We start from the raw sequence: 18,801 nt of genomic DNA on the forward strand, positions 1-18,801 counted from the left end.
GGAACGACGTCTGGTCGAGGGCGCCGGATTTCGGCATCTGGTGTGGATCCGGGGCGATCCGTCCGCGGCCCGGCGCGTCCACGTCTATCTGGAGGGCGACGGCACGCCCTGGCTCGACCGCCGTCGCGTCGCCGCCGATCCGGGGCCGCGTCAGCCGCTCGCGCTGCGACTCATGGCGCTCGATCCAACCCCATCGATCCTGGTCGGACGTCCCTGTTATCACGGTCTGGCGCGCGCTCCCGGCTGCTCGCCCTGGCTCTGGACCCACGGGCGCTATGGCGAGCCGGTCGTCGTCAGTCTGGCGCGCGCCGTCGAGCGCGTGCTGCCGGCGGACGGCGATCGCGAGCTGGTCCTGATCGGTCACAGCGGCGGCGGCACCCTGGCCGTGCTGCTCGCGCCGCGTCTGAAGGGCGTGACGGCCGTGGTCACGCTCGCGGCCAATCTCGACGTTCGCGCCTGGAGCGCGCATCACGGCTACAGCCCCTTGAGCGGGTCGCTCGATCCGGCCGAGGAGCCGCCGCTCGATCCCAGCATCCGCCAGATCCATCTCCGGGGCGAGCGCGACGACACGGTGCCGCTCCAGACCCTGGCGCGCTATCGGGCGCGCAATCCGCACGCCAGGGTCGAGGTGGTGGCGGGAACCGACCATCGGCGCGGCTGGGTGGAACACTGGCCGGCCTTGCTGGAGTCGGTCCGGACGGTCGTCGGGCCGGACCGCACGACCGAACCCGGCGTCAGTGGTCCGGGCCGGCATCCCGCAGAACGGCGAGTGCCTCATCGAAGCGCAGGTCGCGAATCGCGGCCTCGAGCGACGCACTCGCGGCCGTGCCAAACCGGGCCCTCAGCGCCGGCTCCAGTGTCTTGAAGATCCGGCGCGCCCGCGAGTTGTTCTCGCTCAGGGCGGCGCGCAGTTCGTCCAGCCGTTCCGGGTCCAGGTCGGGTGCGGGCGCGGGCGTCGCGTCGGCGGCGGACTCGGCTGTCGTCTCCTTGATCCAGGGCGTACTGAGCGCGATGAAGTCGGCCAGCCGCTGTTCGAGCGCCCTCAGATCGGCGTCGAGCGCGTCCTCGGGTGTCCCCTGCTCGATGGCCGGCTCCAGCCGTTCGGCCAGTCGCATCAGGTCGACCGCCCCCAGATGTCCGGCCTCGCCGCGCAGTCGGTGCATGGCATGCGTGGCCGCCTCAGGCGCGCCGGCGGCCAGGGCCTCGCGCGTGCGCTCCACGGCGTCGCGCTGCTCGGCGACGAACCGCGCGAGCAGGCGCCGGAAGAAAACGGGGTCCGGCCCCAGACTGCGCGCGGCGAGCGCCCGGTCGAGGCCCGGAATGTCCGGCAGCGACACGCCGACGGATTCGGCCGGCCCGCCCTCCGTCGCGACCGCCCCCTCGACCGGCGCGCCTGCACCGAGACGCGCCAGCACGCATTCGGTGAGCCGTTCCAGGTCCAGCGGCTTGGGCAGGATGTCGTCGACCCCGGCCGCGCGTGCGGCCGCCTGCTCCTCGGCCATCACGCCCGCCGTCAGGGCGATGATCGGCAGGTCGGTCAGACCGAGCCGGTCGCGGATCAGACGGGTCGCGGTCAGACCGTCCATCACCGGCATGCGCACGTCCATGAGCACGGCGTCGAATCCGTGCGGGCCGGCCATGAGCGTCTGCAGGGCCTGTTGTCCGTCGACCGCCAGTGTGACGCGCGCCCCCTCGCGCCCGAGCGCGCGCTCGACCACCTCGCGATTCATGGCGCTGTCGTCGACCACCAGGAAATGACGTCCCGCCAGGCGTGGTCCGGTCGCCGGTCGGCTCGGCGGTGATGGAGGCGCGACGGCATCCGTCGCGGCGCGCTCGAAGGGCAGCTCGAACCAGAAGGTGCTGCCGCGTCCGACCTGACTCTCGACCCCGATGCGTCCGCCCATGAGTTCGACCAGCCGCTTGCTGATCGACAGCCCCAGTCCGGTGCCGCCGAAGCGGCGTGTGATGCCGCTGTTGGCCTGGGTGAAGGACTGGAAGATCTGATCGAGTATCTGGGGCTCGATGCCGATCCCGCTGTCGGAGACCTCGAAGCGCAGGCGAACGCGCCGTTCGCCGGACTCGATCGTGCGGATGCGCAGACGCACGTCGCCGCGCTCGGTGAACTTGATGGCATTGCCGATGAGATTGAGCAGCACCTGATCGATCCGCAGGGCATCGCCGAGCAGTGGGCCGATGGGCTCGTCGGGTGTCTCGATGCTCAGCGTCAGTCCCCTGGACCGGGCGGTGGAGAGCATCAGACTGTCGACCTTGGCCAGGATGCCGGCCAGCTCGAAGGGTTGTGATTCCAGCCTGAGCTGTCCGGCCTCGATCTTGGAGAAGTCCAGGATGTCGTTGAGGAGCGCGAGCAGCGATTGACCGGCCTCCTGGATGTGCTCGACCAGTTCGTGCTGCTCGGCGGGCAGCGGCTCGAGTGCCAGCAACTGGGTCAATCCCAGCACGGCGTTGAGCGGGGTGCGGATCTCGTGGCTCATGTGGGCCAGGAACTCGCTCTTGGCGGCGCTGGCGGCTCGCGCCTCGGCGGTGCGCGCCGCGACCTGCCGCTCCAGGTCGGCGTTGAGTTCACGGAAACTCTGCTCGCGTGCGCGTAGTTCCTCCTCCATGCGCTTACGCTCGGTGATGTCCGTGACCAGGGCGATGAAGCCGATGCACTCGCCGGCGGCATCCTTGAGCGCCGCGAGCGAGGCGCTGATATATCCACGCTCTCCGTTCGGACGCTGGATGGCGCGCTCGAAGATCTCGGGTGGTCCGCCGTGACAGAGGTGGTCCAGCGTACTCTGGAGGCGGTGCCGATCCTCGGGCAGGATCAGATCCCAGAGTGTGCGGTCGAGCAGGGTCGCGCGCGGCAGGCCGATGATCCGGGCATAGCGCTCGTTGACGCGCCTGAACCGCCCGCTGCGATCGATCTCGGCCACGCCCGTCAGCCCCTGCTCGATGAGCGCGCCGAGCCGCTGATCGCTGTCGAACCGGGCGGCGGCCTCATGGGCGGCGCGCAGCTCGGACTCGCGTTCCTCGATCGCGTGTCTGAACTCCAGTGCAACCAGTACACGGCGCTGATACTCGCGACGCCACAGCAAAAAGCCGATGGCATAGGTCAGGAGCAGCACCACGGCCAGCACCAGACTCGTGGCCCAGAGGATGGTATCGATCGCGGCCAGGGCCTCGCGCTCGTCGATCTTGGTGATCATCACCCAGGACGTACCGGCGATCGGCGCGGCATAGGCCAGGACGGGTTCGCCGCGATAGTCCAGGCCGCCCCGGAGGATCCCGTGTCGCCCCTGGAGCGCCCAGGCGGCGGGGAGCCGGGGCGCGTCCAGCGATCCGTGACGCTGTGTCGCGGCCACCGATGGATGGCGCAGTGGCGTCAGGTACTCGATCTCCATTCCCGAGCGCCGGATCAGGAAGCTCTCGGCGGTCTCGCTCGGCAACGGCCAGGACTGCACCAGCGGCAGCAGCCGGCGTTCCAGGGCCAGGGTGACATAGAACGCGCCCACCACGGGGCCATCGCGAAAACGGATCGGCGTCAGATAACTGTACTCCCAGACGCCGGCGCGATTCGCCCTCAGGTCGATGAAGCGGATCTCGGGGCGCGCCCGAACCTCGACGAGCAGATCCCGATCAGGACCGGACTCGACCGTGCCGACCCGGAACAGCTCCCGTCCGTCGTTGTCGAAGACCGCCGCGCCGAGCCAGTCCTTGATGTCCGCCATCTCGCGCGTGCGCCCCTGCATCTGATCCAGGAGCACGCCGTCGCGACGACCGCCGGCGATCCAGCGTTCGAGACGGTCGGGAAGCTGGGAGTTGCCGGTGGCGAAGGCTTCCACGTCACGGCGTGTCTCGGTCAGCAGATGCTCGATCTGCTGACGTTTCTGCTCGGCGATCGCGCTCAGGTTCTGATCCGTGTTGTTGCGGATGACCTCGCGGAAGCTCTGAAAGGTGTAGCCGCCGATCGCCAGGATCGCGAGCGTGACGACGGGCAGCAGGAGCAGTGAACGCCAACTCGGACGTGCGGCAGGCGGACGATTGCCGAATGGAGGTTTCATCGGTCTGGCACCGGGGCTGATTCGTGTGTGGGAGCCGGCTTCATGATGAGTTGCCGCAACCGCTGACGGGCCATCGGGAAGTCGAGGGCCGTGATCGACTCGGCGATGGGGGCATAGTCGTCTTCCCAGGGCGTGCCGGCGAGTCGCTCCTGGAGTTCGCGGCTCAGGCGCCGGGCGCGGCTGTTGTTGGTCGCCAGGAGCGCGTCGAGCTGGTTCAGCCGTTCGAGGTGTCCGGTGTCCTCCAAGGCTGGGGTGGCGGGTCTCGCCTCGGGTTCATCGGATTCATCGGATCCGGCGTCGCTCTCCGCGTCCGGGAGACCCCTGTCCGTCGTCTCGCCGGCATCGTCTTGGAGCCGCTCGGCATCGGGCGCCGACGGCTCCAGACGCACCGTGAACCAGAAGGTGCTGCCCCGGCCGGCGACGCTCTCCACCCCGATCTCGCCGCCCATCAGTTCTGTCAGACGCTTGCAGATGCTCAGGCCCAGTCCGGTGCCGCCGTACTGGCGCGTGGTCGAGGCATCGGCCTGATGGAAGACGTTGAACAACCGCTCCAGTTGCGCCGATGTCAGACCGATGCCGGTATCCCGGACCGAGAGCTTGAGGAGTACGGACGTTTCGGTTCGCTCCTGACACTCGACACGGACCCACACGCCGCCGGCGTGCGTGAACTTGAGCGCATTGCCGACCAGATTATTGAGTACCTGCAACAGCCGCAGCGGATCGCCCCGCAACCAGAGCGGCACCTCGGGCGCCAGCGCGAAATCGAGTGTCAGCCCCTTCTTCTCGGCCTGGATCTCGAACAGGGCGCGCGTGGTATCGAGCACCTCCTGGAGCCGGAGCGGAATCGACTCCAGATGCATCCGTCCGGCCTCGATCTTGGAATAGTCCAGGATGTCGTTCAGCACGCCGAGCAGGGCGGTGGCGGCCAGATGAATACGTTCGATGTAATCGCGTTGATGCGGCATGAGCGACGAGTCGAGCAACAGGCTGGACAGTCCGATCACCGCGTTCATGGGGGTGCGGATCTCGTGGCTCATGTTGGCCAGGAATTCGCTCTTGGCGCGGTTGGCCGATTCGGCGGCGGCGCGTGCCTGTTCGAGTTCCTGCTGATGACGCTTGCGCTCGGTGATGTCGCGTCCATTGAGCACCAGACCGCCGACGGCCGGATTGTGGCTCAGGTTGGTGGCCAGGATCTCGATGTCGCGCCAGGTGCCGTCGGCGTGACGCATGGGCCACTCCGTGACCAGTGTGATGTCCTGGGCGTCCAGAACGCGGGCGATGAAACGGTCGGCTTGAATCCGGTCCTCCGGGCGGAGAAAGTCGAGGAGCGAGACCCGCGTCAGCTCGCGCGGTGAATGGCCCAGCACGCGCTGGATTGAATCGCTCACGAAGCGCACCCGCAGATCCGTGTCGGTCAGAATGATGAGATCCGAGGAATGACGCGCGAGCGCGGCGAAACGGATTTCACTGGTCTGGACGGCGCGCTCGGCCTGCAAGCGCGCCAGCTCGTGTCCGGCGAAGGCCTGACGCAGCATGACCAGGATGACCAGACTCGCCGCCGCCAGGATCAGGATGCTCAGTGTCGTCTCGCCGTGCCTGAGATCGCTCAGCGGCGACCAGCCGAACGCGATCGAGATGAGCAGGACATAGACGGCGCCGATCGACAGATAGGGCAGGACCGCCAGACTCCAGGCCGGACGATCCGGGGCACAGGGCGGCGGTTCGGATTGGCCGTGGCGTTCCCGGTATTCCAGATAGGCGGCCATCATCATCATGAGGGCCGCCAGATGATAGAAGACATCGGTGGAACCGCCCACGGCGTAGACACCGGTGGCGACCTCTTGGGCGAAGCGCAGGTCGGCCAGCAGGAAGGCGAACACCCCGCCGCTCAGCCAGACCATGGGCAGGGTCGAGCGCGCGCGTCTGGGGCGCATCAGCCAGACGGCCAGGGCGACCAGCAGCACGGTGTCGCCGACCGGATAGGCCAGGGTCAGCGCCGGTTCCAGGTGACTGTCGTGTCGGGCCTGGGTGATGGCGCTCAGCGGGAAATACCAGACCAGGGTAGCGACCCCGATGGCGATCACGCTCAGGTCGAACCAGAACAGGAGGCGCTCGACACGGCTCTCCAGCGGACGCGCGAAGCTCAGGATCCCGGCGAACATGAAGGGAAAGAGACCCAGATAGGCCAGATCGGCCACCGAGGGAAAGGGATCGATCCCGAGCAGGAGTTCCTGGACGGACCAGGCGACCTCGCCGAGCCAGTAGGAGAAGGCCCCCAGGGTGATCAGCCGCCAGCCGCGCCGCGTGAGCGGGTCGATCCAGGGTGCGCGGGCCGTGCGCAGGCTCAGGATCACCAGCGACGCATGGGTCGTGATGAAGAGCAGATTGGCGGCCAGGGTGCTCTGCCGGTCGTCGCCCCAGCCCTGGAACAGCCGGATCATGACGGCGGACACCAGCGCCAGATTGAATGCCAGCAGCCAGAGACCAAAGTCGGCGAGGCGTCGGCTCGGCCCTGTCGGAGCCGGGGGCGCGGAAACTGGGGCGGCTCGGCTCGCCAAGGGGTCAGGCATGTCGCGCTCGTTTGGGCATGATGTCGAACGGTTCTCGAATCTCGACGCTTCCCTGACGTGTCTTTTGGATAGAATGCCGTATTCTAACCCCTGCCCGCCTCGACCGCCGTCGATTTGCGACATGGCCGCGTCCCCTAGGGGAATGGAGGCCGGAGCCTTCTGGGCGCGTCCCAACCCAAGCCGTAGAACACCCATTGGATCGTCGCCGATGAAAAAGAACGCCCCGCCCAAGAGCGAGGGAACCGATTCCTCCAAGTCCACACCCTTCGACGGCTATGTCGTCTGTATCGGTGCCTCGGCCGGTGGTCTCGACGCGCTGGAGAAGTTCTTCAAGGCCTGCCCGACCGATCTCGGCGCGGCCTTCGTGGTGGTGCAGCATCTGTCGCCCGACCACAAGAGCATGATGAGCAATCTGCTCGCGCGCCACACCGAGATGCCGGTGACCATGGTCGAGGACGACATGCCGATGGACGCCAACCACGTCTATCTGATCCCGCCCGGCGCCATCATGCATGTGACCAAGGGACACCTGCATCTGACGCCGAAGAATCCGCGCGGCCTGACCCTGCCGATCGACATCTTCTTCTCCTCGCTGGCCGACGTCTACGACCGCCACGCCGTCGGCATCATCCTCTCGGGCACGGGCACCGACGGCACGCGCGGCTCGGTGGCCATCAATGCCGCCGGCGGTTTCCTCATGGCGCAGGATCCGGAATCGGCCAAGTTCGACGGCATGCCGCGCAGTGTGATCGCCACCGGGCTGGTCGATGCCATCCTGCCGGCCGAGGAGATCCCGGCGCGGCTGCTGGCGCACATCCGCAACATTCCCTACGAAGAACCCGAGGTCGAGCCGCCGCGTCAGGTCGCGCACGCCAACATGACCAGGGATGAAGTGCTGGCGGCACTGCTGCATCTGCTGCATCAGGTCGGCGGGATCGACTTCTCCGACTACAAGCCGACCACGGTCATGCGCCGCATCGACCGGCGGATGCAGGTGCGTCACACCCCGGAGCTGTATCAGTACTACGACCTGCTCGAACACGACCGCAACGAAATCATTACGCTAAGGCGCGAGATGCTGATCTCGGTCACGAGCTTCTTTCGCGATCCCGAGACCTTCAGCGTGCTGGCCGACACGGTGATCGGCCCCATGGTCGCCGATCGTCCGCCCAACGAACCGATCCGGGTCTGGATCGCGGGCGTGGCCACGGGCGAGGAGGCCTACACCATCGGCATGCTCTTCATCGAAGCCTTCGAGCGCGAGCGCCGCTGGCCGAACCTCAAGATCTTCGCCACCGACGTCGATCAGTCCTGCGTCGAGACGGCCAGCGTCGGTCAGTATCCCGAATCGGCCGCCGCCGAGCTCTCGCCCGAGCGCCTGGAGCGCTTCTTCACCCGGCAGGGCGACCGCTTCGTCATCAAGAACGAACTGCGCCAGTGCATCGTCTTCGCCCGGCACAATCTGCTCGCCGATCCGCCCTTCACCAAGATGGATCTGGTGGTCTGCCGCAATACGCTGATCTATTTCAACACGGCGGCCCAGGAACATGCCCTGCGCTCGCTGCAATACGCCATCCGCGAGGGCGGCGTGCTGCTGCTCGGCCCCAGTGAGTCACTGTCGTCCGTGACCGAGGGCTTGCAGACGATCAGTGCCAAGCACAAGCTGTTTCGGCGCATCGGCGCCATTTCGCTGCCCTTCCTCGAACGCCGGGGTGCGACGCTGCTCACACCGCCGACGCTCAGCAAGCCGCCTCAACTGGCCAAGTCGCGCCATGGCGCCAGCGAAGCCTCGGTCGCCACTCTGGGCGTCACCGCCCTGCTTTCGCTCTATACGCCGCCGGCGATCGTCGTCAATCACCACCACGAGGTGATCCATCTCTTCGGCGACGTCAATCCCTATTTCCAGACCCGCGAGGGCGCGGCCAGTCTGGAGATCAGTCGCCTGCTGCCCGAAAAGCTCACACCCGTGGCCGCGGCGCTGCTCTACAAGGCCACGCGCGACCGCTGCTCGATCATCTCCGATCTGATCGACGTGACGCTCAAGAGCGGCGAGCAGCGCACCATCCGGTTGTCGGCCCATCCGCTGCACAACGACAGCGAGGAACGCCTGACCCTGCTGTGCTTTGAGCCGGCCCCGAACCAAGCGGTGGCCACCGCCGCCGAGCCGGTCGATGTCGACGCCGAGACCATGGCGCGCGTGGCCGTGCTCGAACGCGAGCTGGGTGCCACGCGCGAGAGTCTCCAGGCGACCATCGAGGAACTGGAGACCTCCAACGAGGAGCTTCAGGCCACCAACGAAGAGCTCATGGCCTCCAACGAGGAGCTGCAAAGCTCCAACGAGGAGTTGCAGTCGGTCAACGAGGAGATGAGCACCGTCAACGCCGAGTTCCAGGAGAAGATGCTGGTGCTCAACCGCGTCAACGCCGATCTCGACAGCATGGCCAAGGCCGCCGGCGTGGCCACCATCTTTCTCGACGCCGATCTGCACATCACGCGCTTCAGCCCGGACGCGACCCAGATCTTCAAGCTGCGCGAGTCCGACACGGGGCGTCCGCTGGGCGACATCTCGCACGTGCTGCGCTATCCGAGTCTGATCGAGGATCTGCGCCGGACCCTCGGCACCCAGCGCCCGGTCGAGACCGAGGTGGTCACGCTGGATGACAAGAAGACCTATCTGGTGCGCATCCTGCCGTATCTGATCCCCTCGACCACCATCAACGGCGTGGTGGCCACCTTCGTCGACGTGACCGCCTTCCATGACGCGCGCCGGCTGCAATCCATCCTCGATGCCCTGCCCGAACACGTCGCCGTGCTCGATCACAGCGGCTGCATCATCATGGTCAATGCCGCCTGGCGACGCTTCGCACGTGCCAACGGCGACAAGGATCTCAAGCATTCCGGGCCGGGGGTGAACTATCTGGAGATCTGTCAGCCGGGCATGAGTCAAGAGGATGGCTATGCCGAGGAGGCCTATCGCGGTCTGCGCCAGGTGCTCGAAGGGACGTTGCCGATCTTCTCGATGGAGTATCCCTGCAACTCACCGAGCGAGGATCGCTGGTTCGTCATGAACGTCGCGCCCGTGATGAGTCAGGACATCGGCGTGGTGGTCAGTCATATCAACATCACGGCCTGGCGCCGGAGTCGCGCGGCTTGAAAAGGCGTCAACTCAATTTCACCCGACTGCGCGAGCGCGCCGAGCGGGCGATCGCCGATGGACAGGCCGGTCCGGCCCTGTCCCCGGAACAGGATGATTCCAAAGCACTGGAACTCTCGCATCTGATCGAGGAACTGCGGGTCTATCAGGCCGAACTGGAGATCCAGAACGATGAGCTGATCCATGCGCAGGAGCACATCGCGAGCGCCATGGATCGCTATCGGCGGCTCTTCGAACATCTGCCGGTTCCGGCGGTCGTGGTCGATGCCGGCGGTTTCATCGTCGAGGCCAACGAGCAGGCGCACGAGGTGCTGGGCATCAGTCGTCATGTCGCCCTGCAGCGCGGCTCGCTGTTCCAGCTCTTCGATTTCCCGAGCCGCACCCGGCTGCACAGTCTCATGCGCACCGCGCTCGACGTCGGCCCCCATCAATTGGACTCCATGGCGCTGAAGGCCGGCGGCGAGGCCGAGACGTTCTTCGACGTGCACCTCATGCCGCTGAGCGAGCGTACCTCGGACGATCGGCAGATCCTGGTGGTCCTGGTCGATCGCAGTGCCGAGCAGGCCCTGCGCGTGCTCTCACACGATCTCATGCAGGCCAAGCTGGCGGCCGAGCAGGCCGGCGTCGCCAAGAGCGCCTTTCTGGCCAACATGGGGCATGAACTGCGCACGCCCATGAATGCGCTCATCGGGCTGTCGAGCCTGCTGCTCGACGGCCCCGAGGCCATGACCCCGCATCAGCGCGACTATCTGCTCAAGATCCATGACTCGGCGGCGGCACTCTCCAGCCTGCTCAACGACATCCTGGACTATTCCCAGATCGAGGGCGGCGATCTGCATCTGGAGTCCAAGCCGCTGAATCTCGACAACCTCCTGGATCGCACCCGGCAGATCTACGGACCCTGCGCCGAGGAGAAGGGACTCGCCTTTTCCTATGCCAGGGCGGCGGACGTGCCGTCCGTGCTCGCCGGCGATCCGCTGCGTCTCCAGCAGGTGCTCGATCATCTGGTCGACAACGCCATCGAGTTCACCGAGCGCGGCGGCGTCCGGATTCGGGTCGAGCTGGTCGCCGCTCCCGAGTCGGTCGGCTCGAAGACGGCGGGCGGTAGGCGCGTCGTCCTGTGCTTCTCGGTCGAGGACACCGGCAGCGGCCTGACGCCCGAGCAGTGTCAGGCGCTGTTCGTCCCCTTTCAGCAGGGCGACATGTCGGCCAGTCGCGTCCACGGCGGTACCGGCCTGGGGCTGAGCCTCAGCCGGCGTCTGGTCGAGCTGATGGGCGGTGAGATCGGCGTCGAGAGCCGACTGGGCGAGGGCAGTCGCTTCTGGTTCAGGGTTCCGCTGCGTCTGGTCGACATCGACGACTATGCCGCCGGCCGTGCCGCTCCGGAACCGGACCCCGCCGGCGCCCCCCCCGAACGCGCACCTGGGCCACGCACGGCGCCCCGGCGACCGGATCTGGACGCCCTCCATCCGAAGCTCCAGACGCTGGTCTGGATGCTCGACAATCGGCAGAGTCGGGCCCGCCGGCTCAGTCACGAGATCGAATCCCTGTTACAGGGTTCCGCGTTACAGACGGACTATGCGCCGATCGCCGCTGCGATCGCCCGGCTCGACTTCGAGCAAGCCCTGGCCGGGGTAAGACGTCTGGTTCGCACACAAGATTGGGACTTGCCATGAAAGAACACGACCTTCCACGCCTCCTCATCGTCGACGACACGCCGACCAACATCGAGATCCTGCTCGGGATGCTGGAAGACAGCTATGACACCAGCTTCGCCACCTCCGGGCGACAGGCGCTCGAACTGCTCGCCAAGACCGCCAAGCCGGATCTGATCCTGCTCGACGTCATGATGCCCGAGATGGACGGCTATGAGGTCTGCGCGGCGCTCAAGTCCGATCCGGTCACACGCGAGATCCCGGTGATCTTCGTCACCGCGCGCACGGACTCCGAGAGCGAGGTCCGTGCATTGTCGGCCGGCGGCGTGGACTTCGTGCACAAGCCGGTCAACAAGCCGGTTCTGCGCGCGCGTGTGGCGCTGCATCTGGAGCTGGAGCGGCGCGCGCGTGATCTGCGCACCGCCAATGCCGAGCTGACGCGCCATCGCGATCACCTGGAGGATCTGGTGCATGAGCGGGTGCGTGAGCTGGCGCTGGCGCGCGACGAGGCCGAGAGCGCCAATCGCGCCAAGAGCGTCTTTCTGACCAACATCGGCCATGAGCTGCACACCCCCATGCATCAGATCATGGGACTGGCCTATCTGGCCAAACGCGACAGCCAGGACGAGCGTTTGCGGACACGGATGGATCAGCTCGAACGCGCCTCGCAGCGTCTGCACCAGATCATCACTGATCTGCTGACGCTCAGTCGCGCCGAGTCCGAGCGGCTGGAACTGGAGATCGCGGATTTCGATCTGGAAGCGCTGTGCGCGCGGGTCATCGGGCGCTTCGAGGCGTCGGCCGGCTCCAAGGGGCTCGAATTGGTCCGGCGGATCGAGCCGGGCGTTCCGCGCTGTCTGCGGGGCGATGCATCCCATCTGGAACAGATGCTCGATGCCTTGCTGAGCAATGCCGTCAAGTTCTCGGAGCGGGGATGTGTGCGGCTCGTCGTCACGGCGATCGAGGCGCGTGAAAAGGCGGTGACCCTGCGTTTCGCCGTCGAGGATCAGGGGATCGGTCTGTCGCCCGAGGCGCGCGCGAACCTGTTCGAGCCGTTCCGCCAGGGCGACGGCTCCATGACGCGCCGCCATGAGGGCATGGGACTGGGGCTGGCGCTGGTCAAGCGTCTGGTCGCGCTCATGGGCGGTGAGATCGGCGTCGAGAGCGCGCTGGGTGAGGGCAGTGTGTTCTGGTTCAGTCTGCGTTTGCCGATCGCCGAGGTTGCGCCGCCGGTCGAAGCGGCTCGGGGGCCGGTCGACGAGGCGATGCTGAACAAGGCCATCGAGGATCTGGTCGCGCTGCTGGAACAGTGCGACGTGACCGCTCACAGTCTCTATTTCGATGCGCCCAGCCTCTATGAACCGGTGCTGAAGGGGCGCGAGGAGGCGTTTCGCCGGGCGCTGGCCGGCTACGACTTCGAAGAGGCGCTGGCGGTGTTGCGGGGTGATCGATCGGCCGCCGCTCAGTGCGAACGGCCGAGGTGTTCGAAGCGCGATGGATGAGCGCGCCCCGGCTCACTTCATCCGCCGCACGGCCTGCCGGAAGTTGGACATGGGCGATTCGGCCACGCCCCACCAGGCGTCGGAGCGTTCCTGGAAGGCCATCATGGAGTCATAGAGCCGCTTGAAGGTGGGATTCTTCTCGGCTTCCTCGGCATAGACCTGATGCGCGGTCTCATAGGCCTTGAGCAGCACGTCGTCTGGGAAGCGGCGCAGCTCGGCCCCGCCGGCGATCAGCCGTTGCAGCGCGGGCGGATTCTTGGCGTCGTAGCGGGCGAGCATCTCAAGGTGCGCCTCATTGGCGGCGACCTCGAAGGCGGCCCGATAGCTCGGCGGCAGCGCGGCCCATTGATCCTTGTTCACATAGAACACCAGATGGGTGCCGGTCTCCCACCAGCCGGGGTAGTAGTAATACTTGGCGACCTTGTGGAAACCGAGCTTCTCGTCGTCATAGGGCACGGTCCACTCGGCCGCGTCGATGGCGCCGCGCTCCAGCGAGGGATAGATCTCGCCGCCGGGCAGTGACTGAGGCACCGCGCCCAGACGCGAGAAGATCTCGGCGCCGAAGCCGGGGATGCGTATCTTGAGTCCCTTGAGATCTTCCAGCGACTTGATCTCCTTACGATACCAGCCGCCCATCTGTGCGCCCGTGCTGCCGCCGGGGAAGTTGAGGATGTCGTACTCGGCGAACATCTCGCGCAGCAGCCCCATGCCCTCGTCGGCCATCACCCAGGAGGTGAGCTGGCGGGTGTTCAGACCGAAGGGCAGGGTGGTCTCGGCGGCCAGCGCCCTGTTCTTGCCGTAGTAGTAATAGGAGGCGGTGTGGCCGCACTCGACCGTGTTCTGCTGCACGGCGTCGAGCACGCCGAACGCGGGCACCAGCTCGCCGCCGGCGAAGACGCGGATCTCGAAGCGCCCGTCGGTCAGCTCGGCGACCCGCTTGGACAGGGTCTCGGCGCCGCCGTAGATGGTGTCCAGGCTCTTGGGAAAGCTCGACGCCAGGCGCCATTTGATGTTCGGCCCCTCGGCACGGGCCGGGAGCGCGACGCCGGCTCCGGCGGCGAGTGCGCCGACACCGGCGGTCTTCAGGAAATCGCGTCTTTGCATGGCTGTGTCCTCACCAGATCGTTGTCGTTCGTCAGTTGTGAGAGGATGACTCGGAGTGCCTGGCGACATCCGAGAGTTCACGGTCGGCGCGCCGGCCGATGATCCGCACCAGCGGCCCGAGCGTCGCCGCCGGTGGCCAGGGCCAGGGTGAGCAGGATCTCGACCTGATAGTCGTCGGCGCGGCTCAGCATCAGCAGCACCAGACCGCCGCTCAGGATGCCCGGCAGCGCGCCGCCGATGACCTCGTACCCCAGCATCCCGAGCGCGCCGAACGGGCTCGGTTCGCGTTCGCCGGTGGCGATCCCGATCAGGGTCAGGAACAGCACCACGGCCACGCCGTCGTTGAACAGGGATTCGCCCGTGATCTTGGTGTTGAGCGACTCGGGCGCGCCGGCGAAGAGCAGGAAGCCGAGCATCCCGTGCAGCACGGTGTCCTCGAAGTCGATGTCTTCAAGCAACTGCTTCAGTGTCGCCTGCCATTCGCTGTCGAGCGGTGAGATCAGCAATCCGAGCGAGAGCAGGAGCGCGATCAGCATCAGACCGATGGAGGTCGGCAGCCGGATGAAGCGATGGTTGATCCAACTGAAGACCGCCGCCAGGCTCAGCAGGATGGCGAGGATGTCGAACAGATGCATCGGCGTCTCCGGGAGCGATCGCCGGTCAGGGCTTCAGGGGTACAGCCTCGACTCAGAGGCTCGGCTCAATAGCGTCCGCCGCTCTTGAGCAGATAGTTGCGCATCTCGGCGCTTTCGAGGTTCATGCGCATCAGGTTGCTGTGGGTGATGCGGAAGATGGCGCGCATGACCTTGAACACCAGGCGCGGGTGGGTCTCGATCAGGGCGTCGAAGTCCTCCGGCTCCAGGGTCAGGACGGTGACGGGTTCCTCGGCGCGCAGGGCGGCGCGGCGTGGCTTGCCGTCGACGAAGGCGCGGGTGCCGGCGCATTCGCCGGGGCGCATCCGGTAGACGGTCTCCTCCTTGCCGCCGACGGATTTGCAGACGCAGAGCCGACCGCGTACCAGTACGAAGAGCGTGCGTCGATCCTGGTCCTCGTCGACCAGCGTCTCGCCGGCCTGGAGTGAGATGACGCCCATGCGCTCGGCGAGCGCCCGGCATTCGTCGGCGTCCAGTTCCCCGCCCAGAGTCGAGCCGGCGAGGGCTTGTGTTTTGTCGATGTCGGTCATGGGTGTGGCTCCTGAATCCGTGAATGAATCGGCGAAATGGCGACTATCATACCGGACACGGTTCAATGGTCGATAGGCCCGATGGGCCTTGGAGGCGAACGATGGAGGCTTTATTGAAATTGCCCAGACATCGCTTCAGCCGCGCGCAGTTCGAGCGCATGGTGGAGGCGGATGTGTTCGGGCCGCTGGATCGTCTGGAACTGCTGGATGGGGAGATCATCGACATGGCGCCACAGAAGAGCCGTCATGCCACGGCGGTCACGCTCGTCGGGGATGCGCTGCGGGTCGCTTTGCGCGATCAGGGGGTGACGGTGCGCATGCAGCTTCCGCTGGTGCTCGACGATCACTCCGAGCCTGAGCCGGATGTGGCCATCGTGCCCGGTGGTGCGCGTGACTATCGTGATGCCCATCCTTCGCGGGCGCTGCTCGTTTGCGAGGTCTCGGACAGCACGCTGGCCTATGATCGCGGTCGCAAGCTTGCGGCCTATGCGCGGGCGGGTATCCCGGAGTACTGGGTGCTGGATCTGAATGCGGAGCGGTTGGAGGTCTTTCGCCGGCCGGAGCAGGGCGATTATGCGCTCGGGAGCACGCTGGGCGCTGATGATTGTGTGTCGCCGCTGGTGTGTCCGAGTGCGTCGATTCGGGTCGGGGAGTTGCTGCCTTGAGAGCGAGAAAGGCCCGCTCCGAAGAGCGGGATGTGGCAATTGATCTCAGGCGGCTTTGCGTGGAGAGAGCATGGAATCCGGGTTGAAATCCTGCATGCCGAAGTCGGCCGGATCGAGATCGAACAGTCCGGCCTGCTCGAACGCCACGCTCAGCACGTCGTAATAGGCGGCCTGCAAGCCGCTCGCGAATTGGCCTTGATCGTCCTTTGCCTTCTCAGCCGCACGTCTGGCCGCCCATAGGACTTCCTCCAGGACCGCGAGTGCGGCGTCATTTTTGGTCACTGTCTCTCGCTCACGAAGCACCCCCTCGATGATGTTGATTTGCTCGCGCTGGCGCGCAATATCGCTTGGCCATTTATGCGTCCGGTAATAACGCACTTTTTCTGGATCGTGAATTGCCGGCGGTTTGTGCGATCTCATACGCCGATGGCTTTACGTCCTTCAGCATAGCCGCCTCCCTAGGCGCGCAGGATTCGATCTGCCGCAGGGGTTGAGAGACAGCTTGGTGGTGATGGTAAACCTTCGGTGAGGTCCGCTCCGAAGTAGGGGCCGGTCCCCACGAACCGACCCGTGACTCAGAGCGCGATCAGCCCTTGGCCGCGCCCGCGTCGTCGTCCTTCTTCTCGGGGAAGAGGAACGAGGCCACGACACCCAGCGCCAGCACGCCGAGCACCACCATCAGACTGGTTCCGGGCGAGATGTGCAGACCCGTATCCACAATCGCATGGTTCCAGGACTGCAACGCCATCTTGCCGGCGATGTAGAACAGCAGCACGATGACCGCCTTCTCCAGATGCACCAGATAGCGCGTCAGGGCCGCGAGCACGAAATAGAGACTGCGCAGGCCCAGGATGGCGAAGATCATGGCCGCATAGACCAGCAGCGGTTCCTGCGTCACGGCGATGACGGCCGGCACCGAGTCGAACGAGAAGGCCAGGTCCGAGGTCTCGATCGTCGCCAGACACAGGAAGGCCGGCGTGGCATAGAGCGCGCCCATGCGCGTGACCGACTTCCGGCGATCGGCCTCCTCGCGCCCGACGAACAACTCCTCGTGCTTGACGAAGAAGCGGTCCAGATGCAATCGCGTGTAGATCGGCATCATCTTGCCGGTCAGACGCACGCTCCAGTGATTCGAATAATCCTCGATCTCCTCCCCATCGCCACGGCTCTTGAGCATCTGCACGCCGCTCCAGCCGACCAGGATGGCGAAGAGGAAGCCGACCCAGGGGCTGGCCATGAACAGACTGGTGCCGATCAGCACGAAGATGGCGCGGAACACCAGCGCCCCGATGATGCCCCAGTAGAGGATGCGGTGTTGCAGCCCCGAGCGGATGCCGAAGGAGGCGAAGATGGCCATGAAGACCATGAGGTTGTCGACCGAGAGGCTCTTTTCGAGCACATAGCCGGCCAGATAGAGATCGGCCCACTCCTTGCCGAAGCGCCCCCACAGATAACCGTAGAAGCCGAGCGCGAGCATGATCCAGAACACCGACCACCTGGCGGCATCGGCGACGCTGATCTCATCGGTCTTGCGATGCGCGAAGAGATCCAGATAGATGGAGACGGCGACCACCGTGATGAAGATCGCGATGGCTTCCATCGGAAAGCCGAAATGGCCCATACAGACTCCGGGGTTGAGGTTGATCGATCGAAACGAAAACCGCCGCGAGAGGCGGCGGTCGATACGGGCGCGAGCGGGCTTGGTCTGCACCTGTCCCGTCGAGGACGGCGAGCATAGGCCAGATCGCGGATTTGCTCCAGTCCCGCGTAGAGGCTCGTTGCTGGGGTGAAGGCCGGTACCGTCAAGCGTTCGACATCTGCGTGATCCATAATCCTGAGGATCGAGCTTTTCGCGGCGCTCGTGCGCTACCCTGTATCAAGGGGTCATGTCGACTCACTCCATCTCTTTCGTTTGCCGCACCGGAGGCGTTTCCACCATGAACAGACTCGAAGCACTCAAGAGCATGACCACCGTGGTCGCCGACACCGGCGACTTCCAGGCCATCATCGACTATCGGCCCCAGGACGCCACCACCAATCCCTCGCTGCTCTACAAGGCGGCGCAGATGCCGGCCTATCGCGAGCTGGTCGAGGACGCGGTGCTCCACGGCACCCGGCACGGCGGCGACAGTCAGGCTCAGGCGCGTCTGACCATGGACAAGCTGGCGGTCAACTTCGGCACCGAAATCCTCAAGGTCGTCCCCGGCCGGGTCTCGACCGAGATCGATGCGCGGCTCTCGTTCGACACCGAGGGCACGGTGCGCCGCGCCGAGGCGCTGGTCGATCTCTATGCACAGGCCGGGATCGACGCGCGCGAGCGGGTGCTGTTCAAGATCGCCTCGACCTGGGAGGGCATCCGCGCCGCCGAGCGGCTGGAGCGTCAGGGGATTCATTGCAATCTGACCCTGCTGTTCGGTTTCGCCCAGGCCGTGGCCTGTGCCGATGCCGGCGTCACGCTCATCTCGCCCTTCGTCGGGCGCATCCTCGACTGGTACAAGAAGGCCGAGAACGTCGCCGGCTATCCGGCCGACGAAGATCCGGGCGTGCGCTCGGTCACGCGCATCTACAACTACTACAAGCGTCACGACTACCCGACCGTGGTCATGGGCGCGAGCTTCCGCAATCTCGACGAGATCCTGGAGCTGGCCGGCTGCGACTATCTGACCATCTCCCCGGCGCTGCTCGGTGAGCTGGCCTCGACCGAGGGCGAGGTGCCGCGCCGGCTCGATCCGGACCGGGCGCGGGCGCTCGACATCCCCAGGGTCGGCTATGACGAGATCGGTTTCCGCTGGGAGCTGAACGAGGACGCCATGGCCACCGAGAAGCTCGCCGAGGGCATCCGGCTCTTCACCGCCGACACGCTCAAGCTCGAACGCTTCGCGCGCGAGATCAACCAGAGCGCCTGAG

General features: G+C 66.0%; 12 protein-coding genes. 5 read left to right on the forward strand and 7 right to left on the reverse strand.

Annotated elements, in window-relative coordinates:
• Positions 1-734: 734 nt before the first annotated feature.
• Positions 735-4,061, reverse strand: coding sequence for an ATP-binding protein (locus Atep_RS16465; protein WP_213380370.1), 3,327 nt, complete (start codon positions 4,059-4,061; stop codon positions 735-737).
• Positions 4,058-6,631 (reverse strand): ATP-binding protein, encoded by a 2,574-nt coding sequence (locus Atep_RS03955; RefSeq protein WP_213380371.1) that lies wholly within the window; start codon positions 6,629-6,631, stop codon positions 4,058-4,060. The genes Atep_RS16465 and Atep_RS03955 overlap by 4 nt, the downstream gene beginning before the upstream one ends.
• Positions 6,632-6,839: 208 nt before the next feature.
• On the opposite strand from Atep_RS03955, the gene Atep_RS03960 reads away from it, so the two are divergent.
• Genes Atep_RS03960 through Atep_RS03970 form a run of 3 tightly spaced genes read left to right on the forward strand, consistent with a single transcriptional unit; the run spans position 6,840 to position 12,942 of the window.
• Positions 6,840-9,785 (forward strand): chemotaxis protein CheB, encoded by a 2,946-nt coding sequence (locus Atep_RS03960; protein ID WP_213380372.1) that lies wholly within the window; start codon positions 6,840-6,842, stop codon positions 9,783-9,785.
• The gene (locus tag Atep_RS03965; RefSeq protein ID WP_213380373.1) at positions 9,782-11,461 is read left to right on the forward strand and encodes a PAS domain-containing sensor histidine kinase; all 1,680 of its coding nucleotides are present in this window, start codon (positions 9,782-9,784) and stop codon (positions 11,459-11,461) included. The genes Atep_RS03960 and Atep_RS03965 overlap by 4 nt, the downstream gene beginning before the upstream one ends.
• Positions 11,458-12,942, forward strand: a complete 1,485-nt coding sequence (locus tag Atep_RS03970) for an ATP-binding response regulator (protein ID WP_213380374.1) — start codon at positions 11,458-11,460, stop codon at positions 12,940-12,942. Before Atep_RS03965 ends, Atep_RS03970 begins: the two co-directional genes overlap by 4 nt.
• A 12-nt stretch (positions 12,943-12,954) precedes the next feature.
• Here the strand turns inward: Atep_RS03970 and Atep_RS03975 are convergent, their stop codons facing one another.
• The 3 genes from Atep_RS03975 to Atep_RS03985 all read right to left on the reverse strand — a co-directional run bounded on the left by Atep_RS03975 (position 12,955) and on the right by Atep_RS03985 (position 15,229).
• Positions 12,955-14,046, reverse strand: a complete 1,092-nt coding sequence (locus tag Atep_RS03975) for a TRAP transporter substrate-binding protein (protein WP_213380375.1) — start codon at positions 14,044-14,046, stop codon at positions 12,955-12,957.
• Positions 14,047-14,123: 77 nt separating this feature from the next.
• Positions 14,124-14,681, reverse strand: a complete 558-nt coding sequence (locus tag Atep_RS03980) for a cation:proton antiporter domain-containing protein (protein ID WP_236786463.1) — start codon at positions 14,679-14,681, stop codon at positions 14,124-14,126.
• Between the two features lie 65 nt (positions 14,682-14,746).
• Positions 14,747-15,229 carry a Crp/Fnr family transcriptional regulator gene (locus tag Atep_RS03985; protein WP_213380376.1) on the reverse strand — a complete coding sequence of 161 codons (483 nt, stop codon included), beginning with the start codon at positions 15,227-15,229 and terminating at the stop codon, positions 14,747-14,749.
• Between the two features lie 101 nt (positions 15,230-15,330).
• On the opposite strand from Atep_RS03985, the gene Atep_RS03990 reads away from it, so the two are divergent.
• On the forward strand, positions 15,331-15,894 hold the full coding sequence (locus Atep_RS03990) for a Uma2 family endonuclease (protein WP_213380377.1): 564 nt from the start codon (positions 15,331-15,333) through the stop codon (positions 15,892-15,894).
• A 45-nt stretch (positions 15,895-15,939) separates the two neighbouring features.
• Here Atep_RS03990 and Atep_RS03995 read toward each other — a convergent pair whose 3' ends face one another.
• On the reverse strand, positions 15,940-16,314 hold the full coding sequence (locus Atep_RS03995) for a hypothetical protein (protein ID WP_213380378.1): 375 nt from the start codon (positions 16,312-16,314) through the stop codon (positions 15,940-15,942).
• 166 nt (positions 16,315-16,480) lie between these two features.
• Entirely contained in the window at positions 16,481-17,515 is a 1,035-nt protein-coding gene (locus Atep_RS04000) for a TerC/Alx family metal homeostasis membrane protein (RefSeq protein WP_213380379.1), read from the reverse strand.
• Positions 17,516-17,831: 316 nt separating this feature from the next.
• Between Atep_RS04000 and tal the strand changes: the two genes are divergently transcribed.
• Positions 17,832-18,800, forward strand: a complete 969-nt coding sequence (gene tal / locus Atep_RS04005) for a transaldolase (protein WP_213380380.1) — start codon at positions 17,832-17,834, stop codon at positions 18,798-18,800.
• Position 18,801: the final 1 nt, after the last annotated feature.

This window comes from Allochromatium tepidum (genome assembly GCF_018409545.1).
Taxonomy (GTDB): domain Bacteria; phylum Pseudomonadota; class Gammaproteobacteria; order Chromatiales; family Chromatiaceae; genus Thermochromatium; species Thermochromatium tepidum_A.

Excerpts from the sequence above, each read along its gene's own strand:
- Atep_RS16465 (WP_213380370.1), bottom strand. The coding sequence starts at position 4,061 with ATGAAACCTCCATTCGGCAATCGTCCGCCTGCCGCACGTCCGAGTTGG.
- Atep_RS03955 (WP_213380371.1), bottom strand. The coding sequence starts at position 6,631 with ATGCCTGACCCCTTGGCGAGCCGAGCCGCCCCAGTTTCCGCGCCCCCG.
- Atep_RS03960 (WP_213380372.1), top strand. The coding sequence starts at position 6,840 with ATGAAAAAGAACGCCCCGCCCAAGAGCGAGGGAACCGATTCCTCCAAG.
- Atep_RS03970 (WP_213380374.1), top strand. The coding sequence starts at position 11,458 with ATGAAAGAACACGACCTTCCACGCCTCCTCATCGTCGACGACACGCCG.
- Atep_RS03975 (WP_213380375.1), bottom strand. The coding sequence starts at position 14,046 with ATGCAAAGACGCGATTTCCTGAAGACCGCCGGTGTCGGCGCACTCGCC.
- Atep_RS03980 (WP_236786463.1), bottom strand. The coding sequence starts at position 14,681 with ATGCATCTGTTCGACATCCTCGCCATCCTGCTGAGCCTGGCGGCGGTC.
- Atep_RS03985 (WP_213380376.1), bottom strand. The coding sequence starts at position 15,229 with ATGACCGACATCGACAAAACACAAGCCCTCGCCGGCTCGACTCTGGGC.
- Atep_RS03990 (WP_213380377.1), top strand. The coding sequence starts at position 15,331 with ATGGAGGCTTTATTGAAATTGCCCAGACATCGCTTCAGCCGCGCGCAG.
- Atep_RS03995 (WP_213380378.1), bottom strand. The coding sequence starts at position 16,314 with ATGAGATCGCACAAACCGCCGGCAATTCACGATCCAGAAAAAGTGCGT.
- Atep_RS04000 (WP_213380379.1), bottom strand. The coding sequence starts at position 17,515 with ATGGGCCATTTCGGCTTTCCGATGGAAGCCATCGCGATCTTCATCACG.
- tal (WP_213380380.1), top strand. The coding sequence starts at position 17,832 with ATGAACAGACTCGAAGCACTCAAGAGCATGACCACCGTGGTCGCCGAC.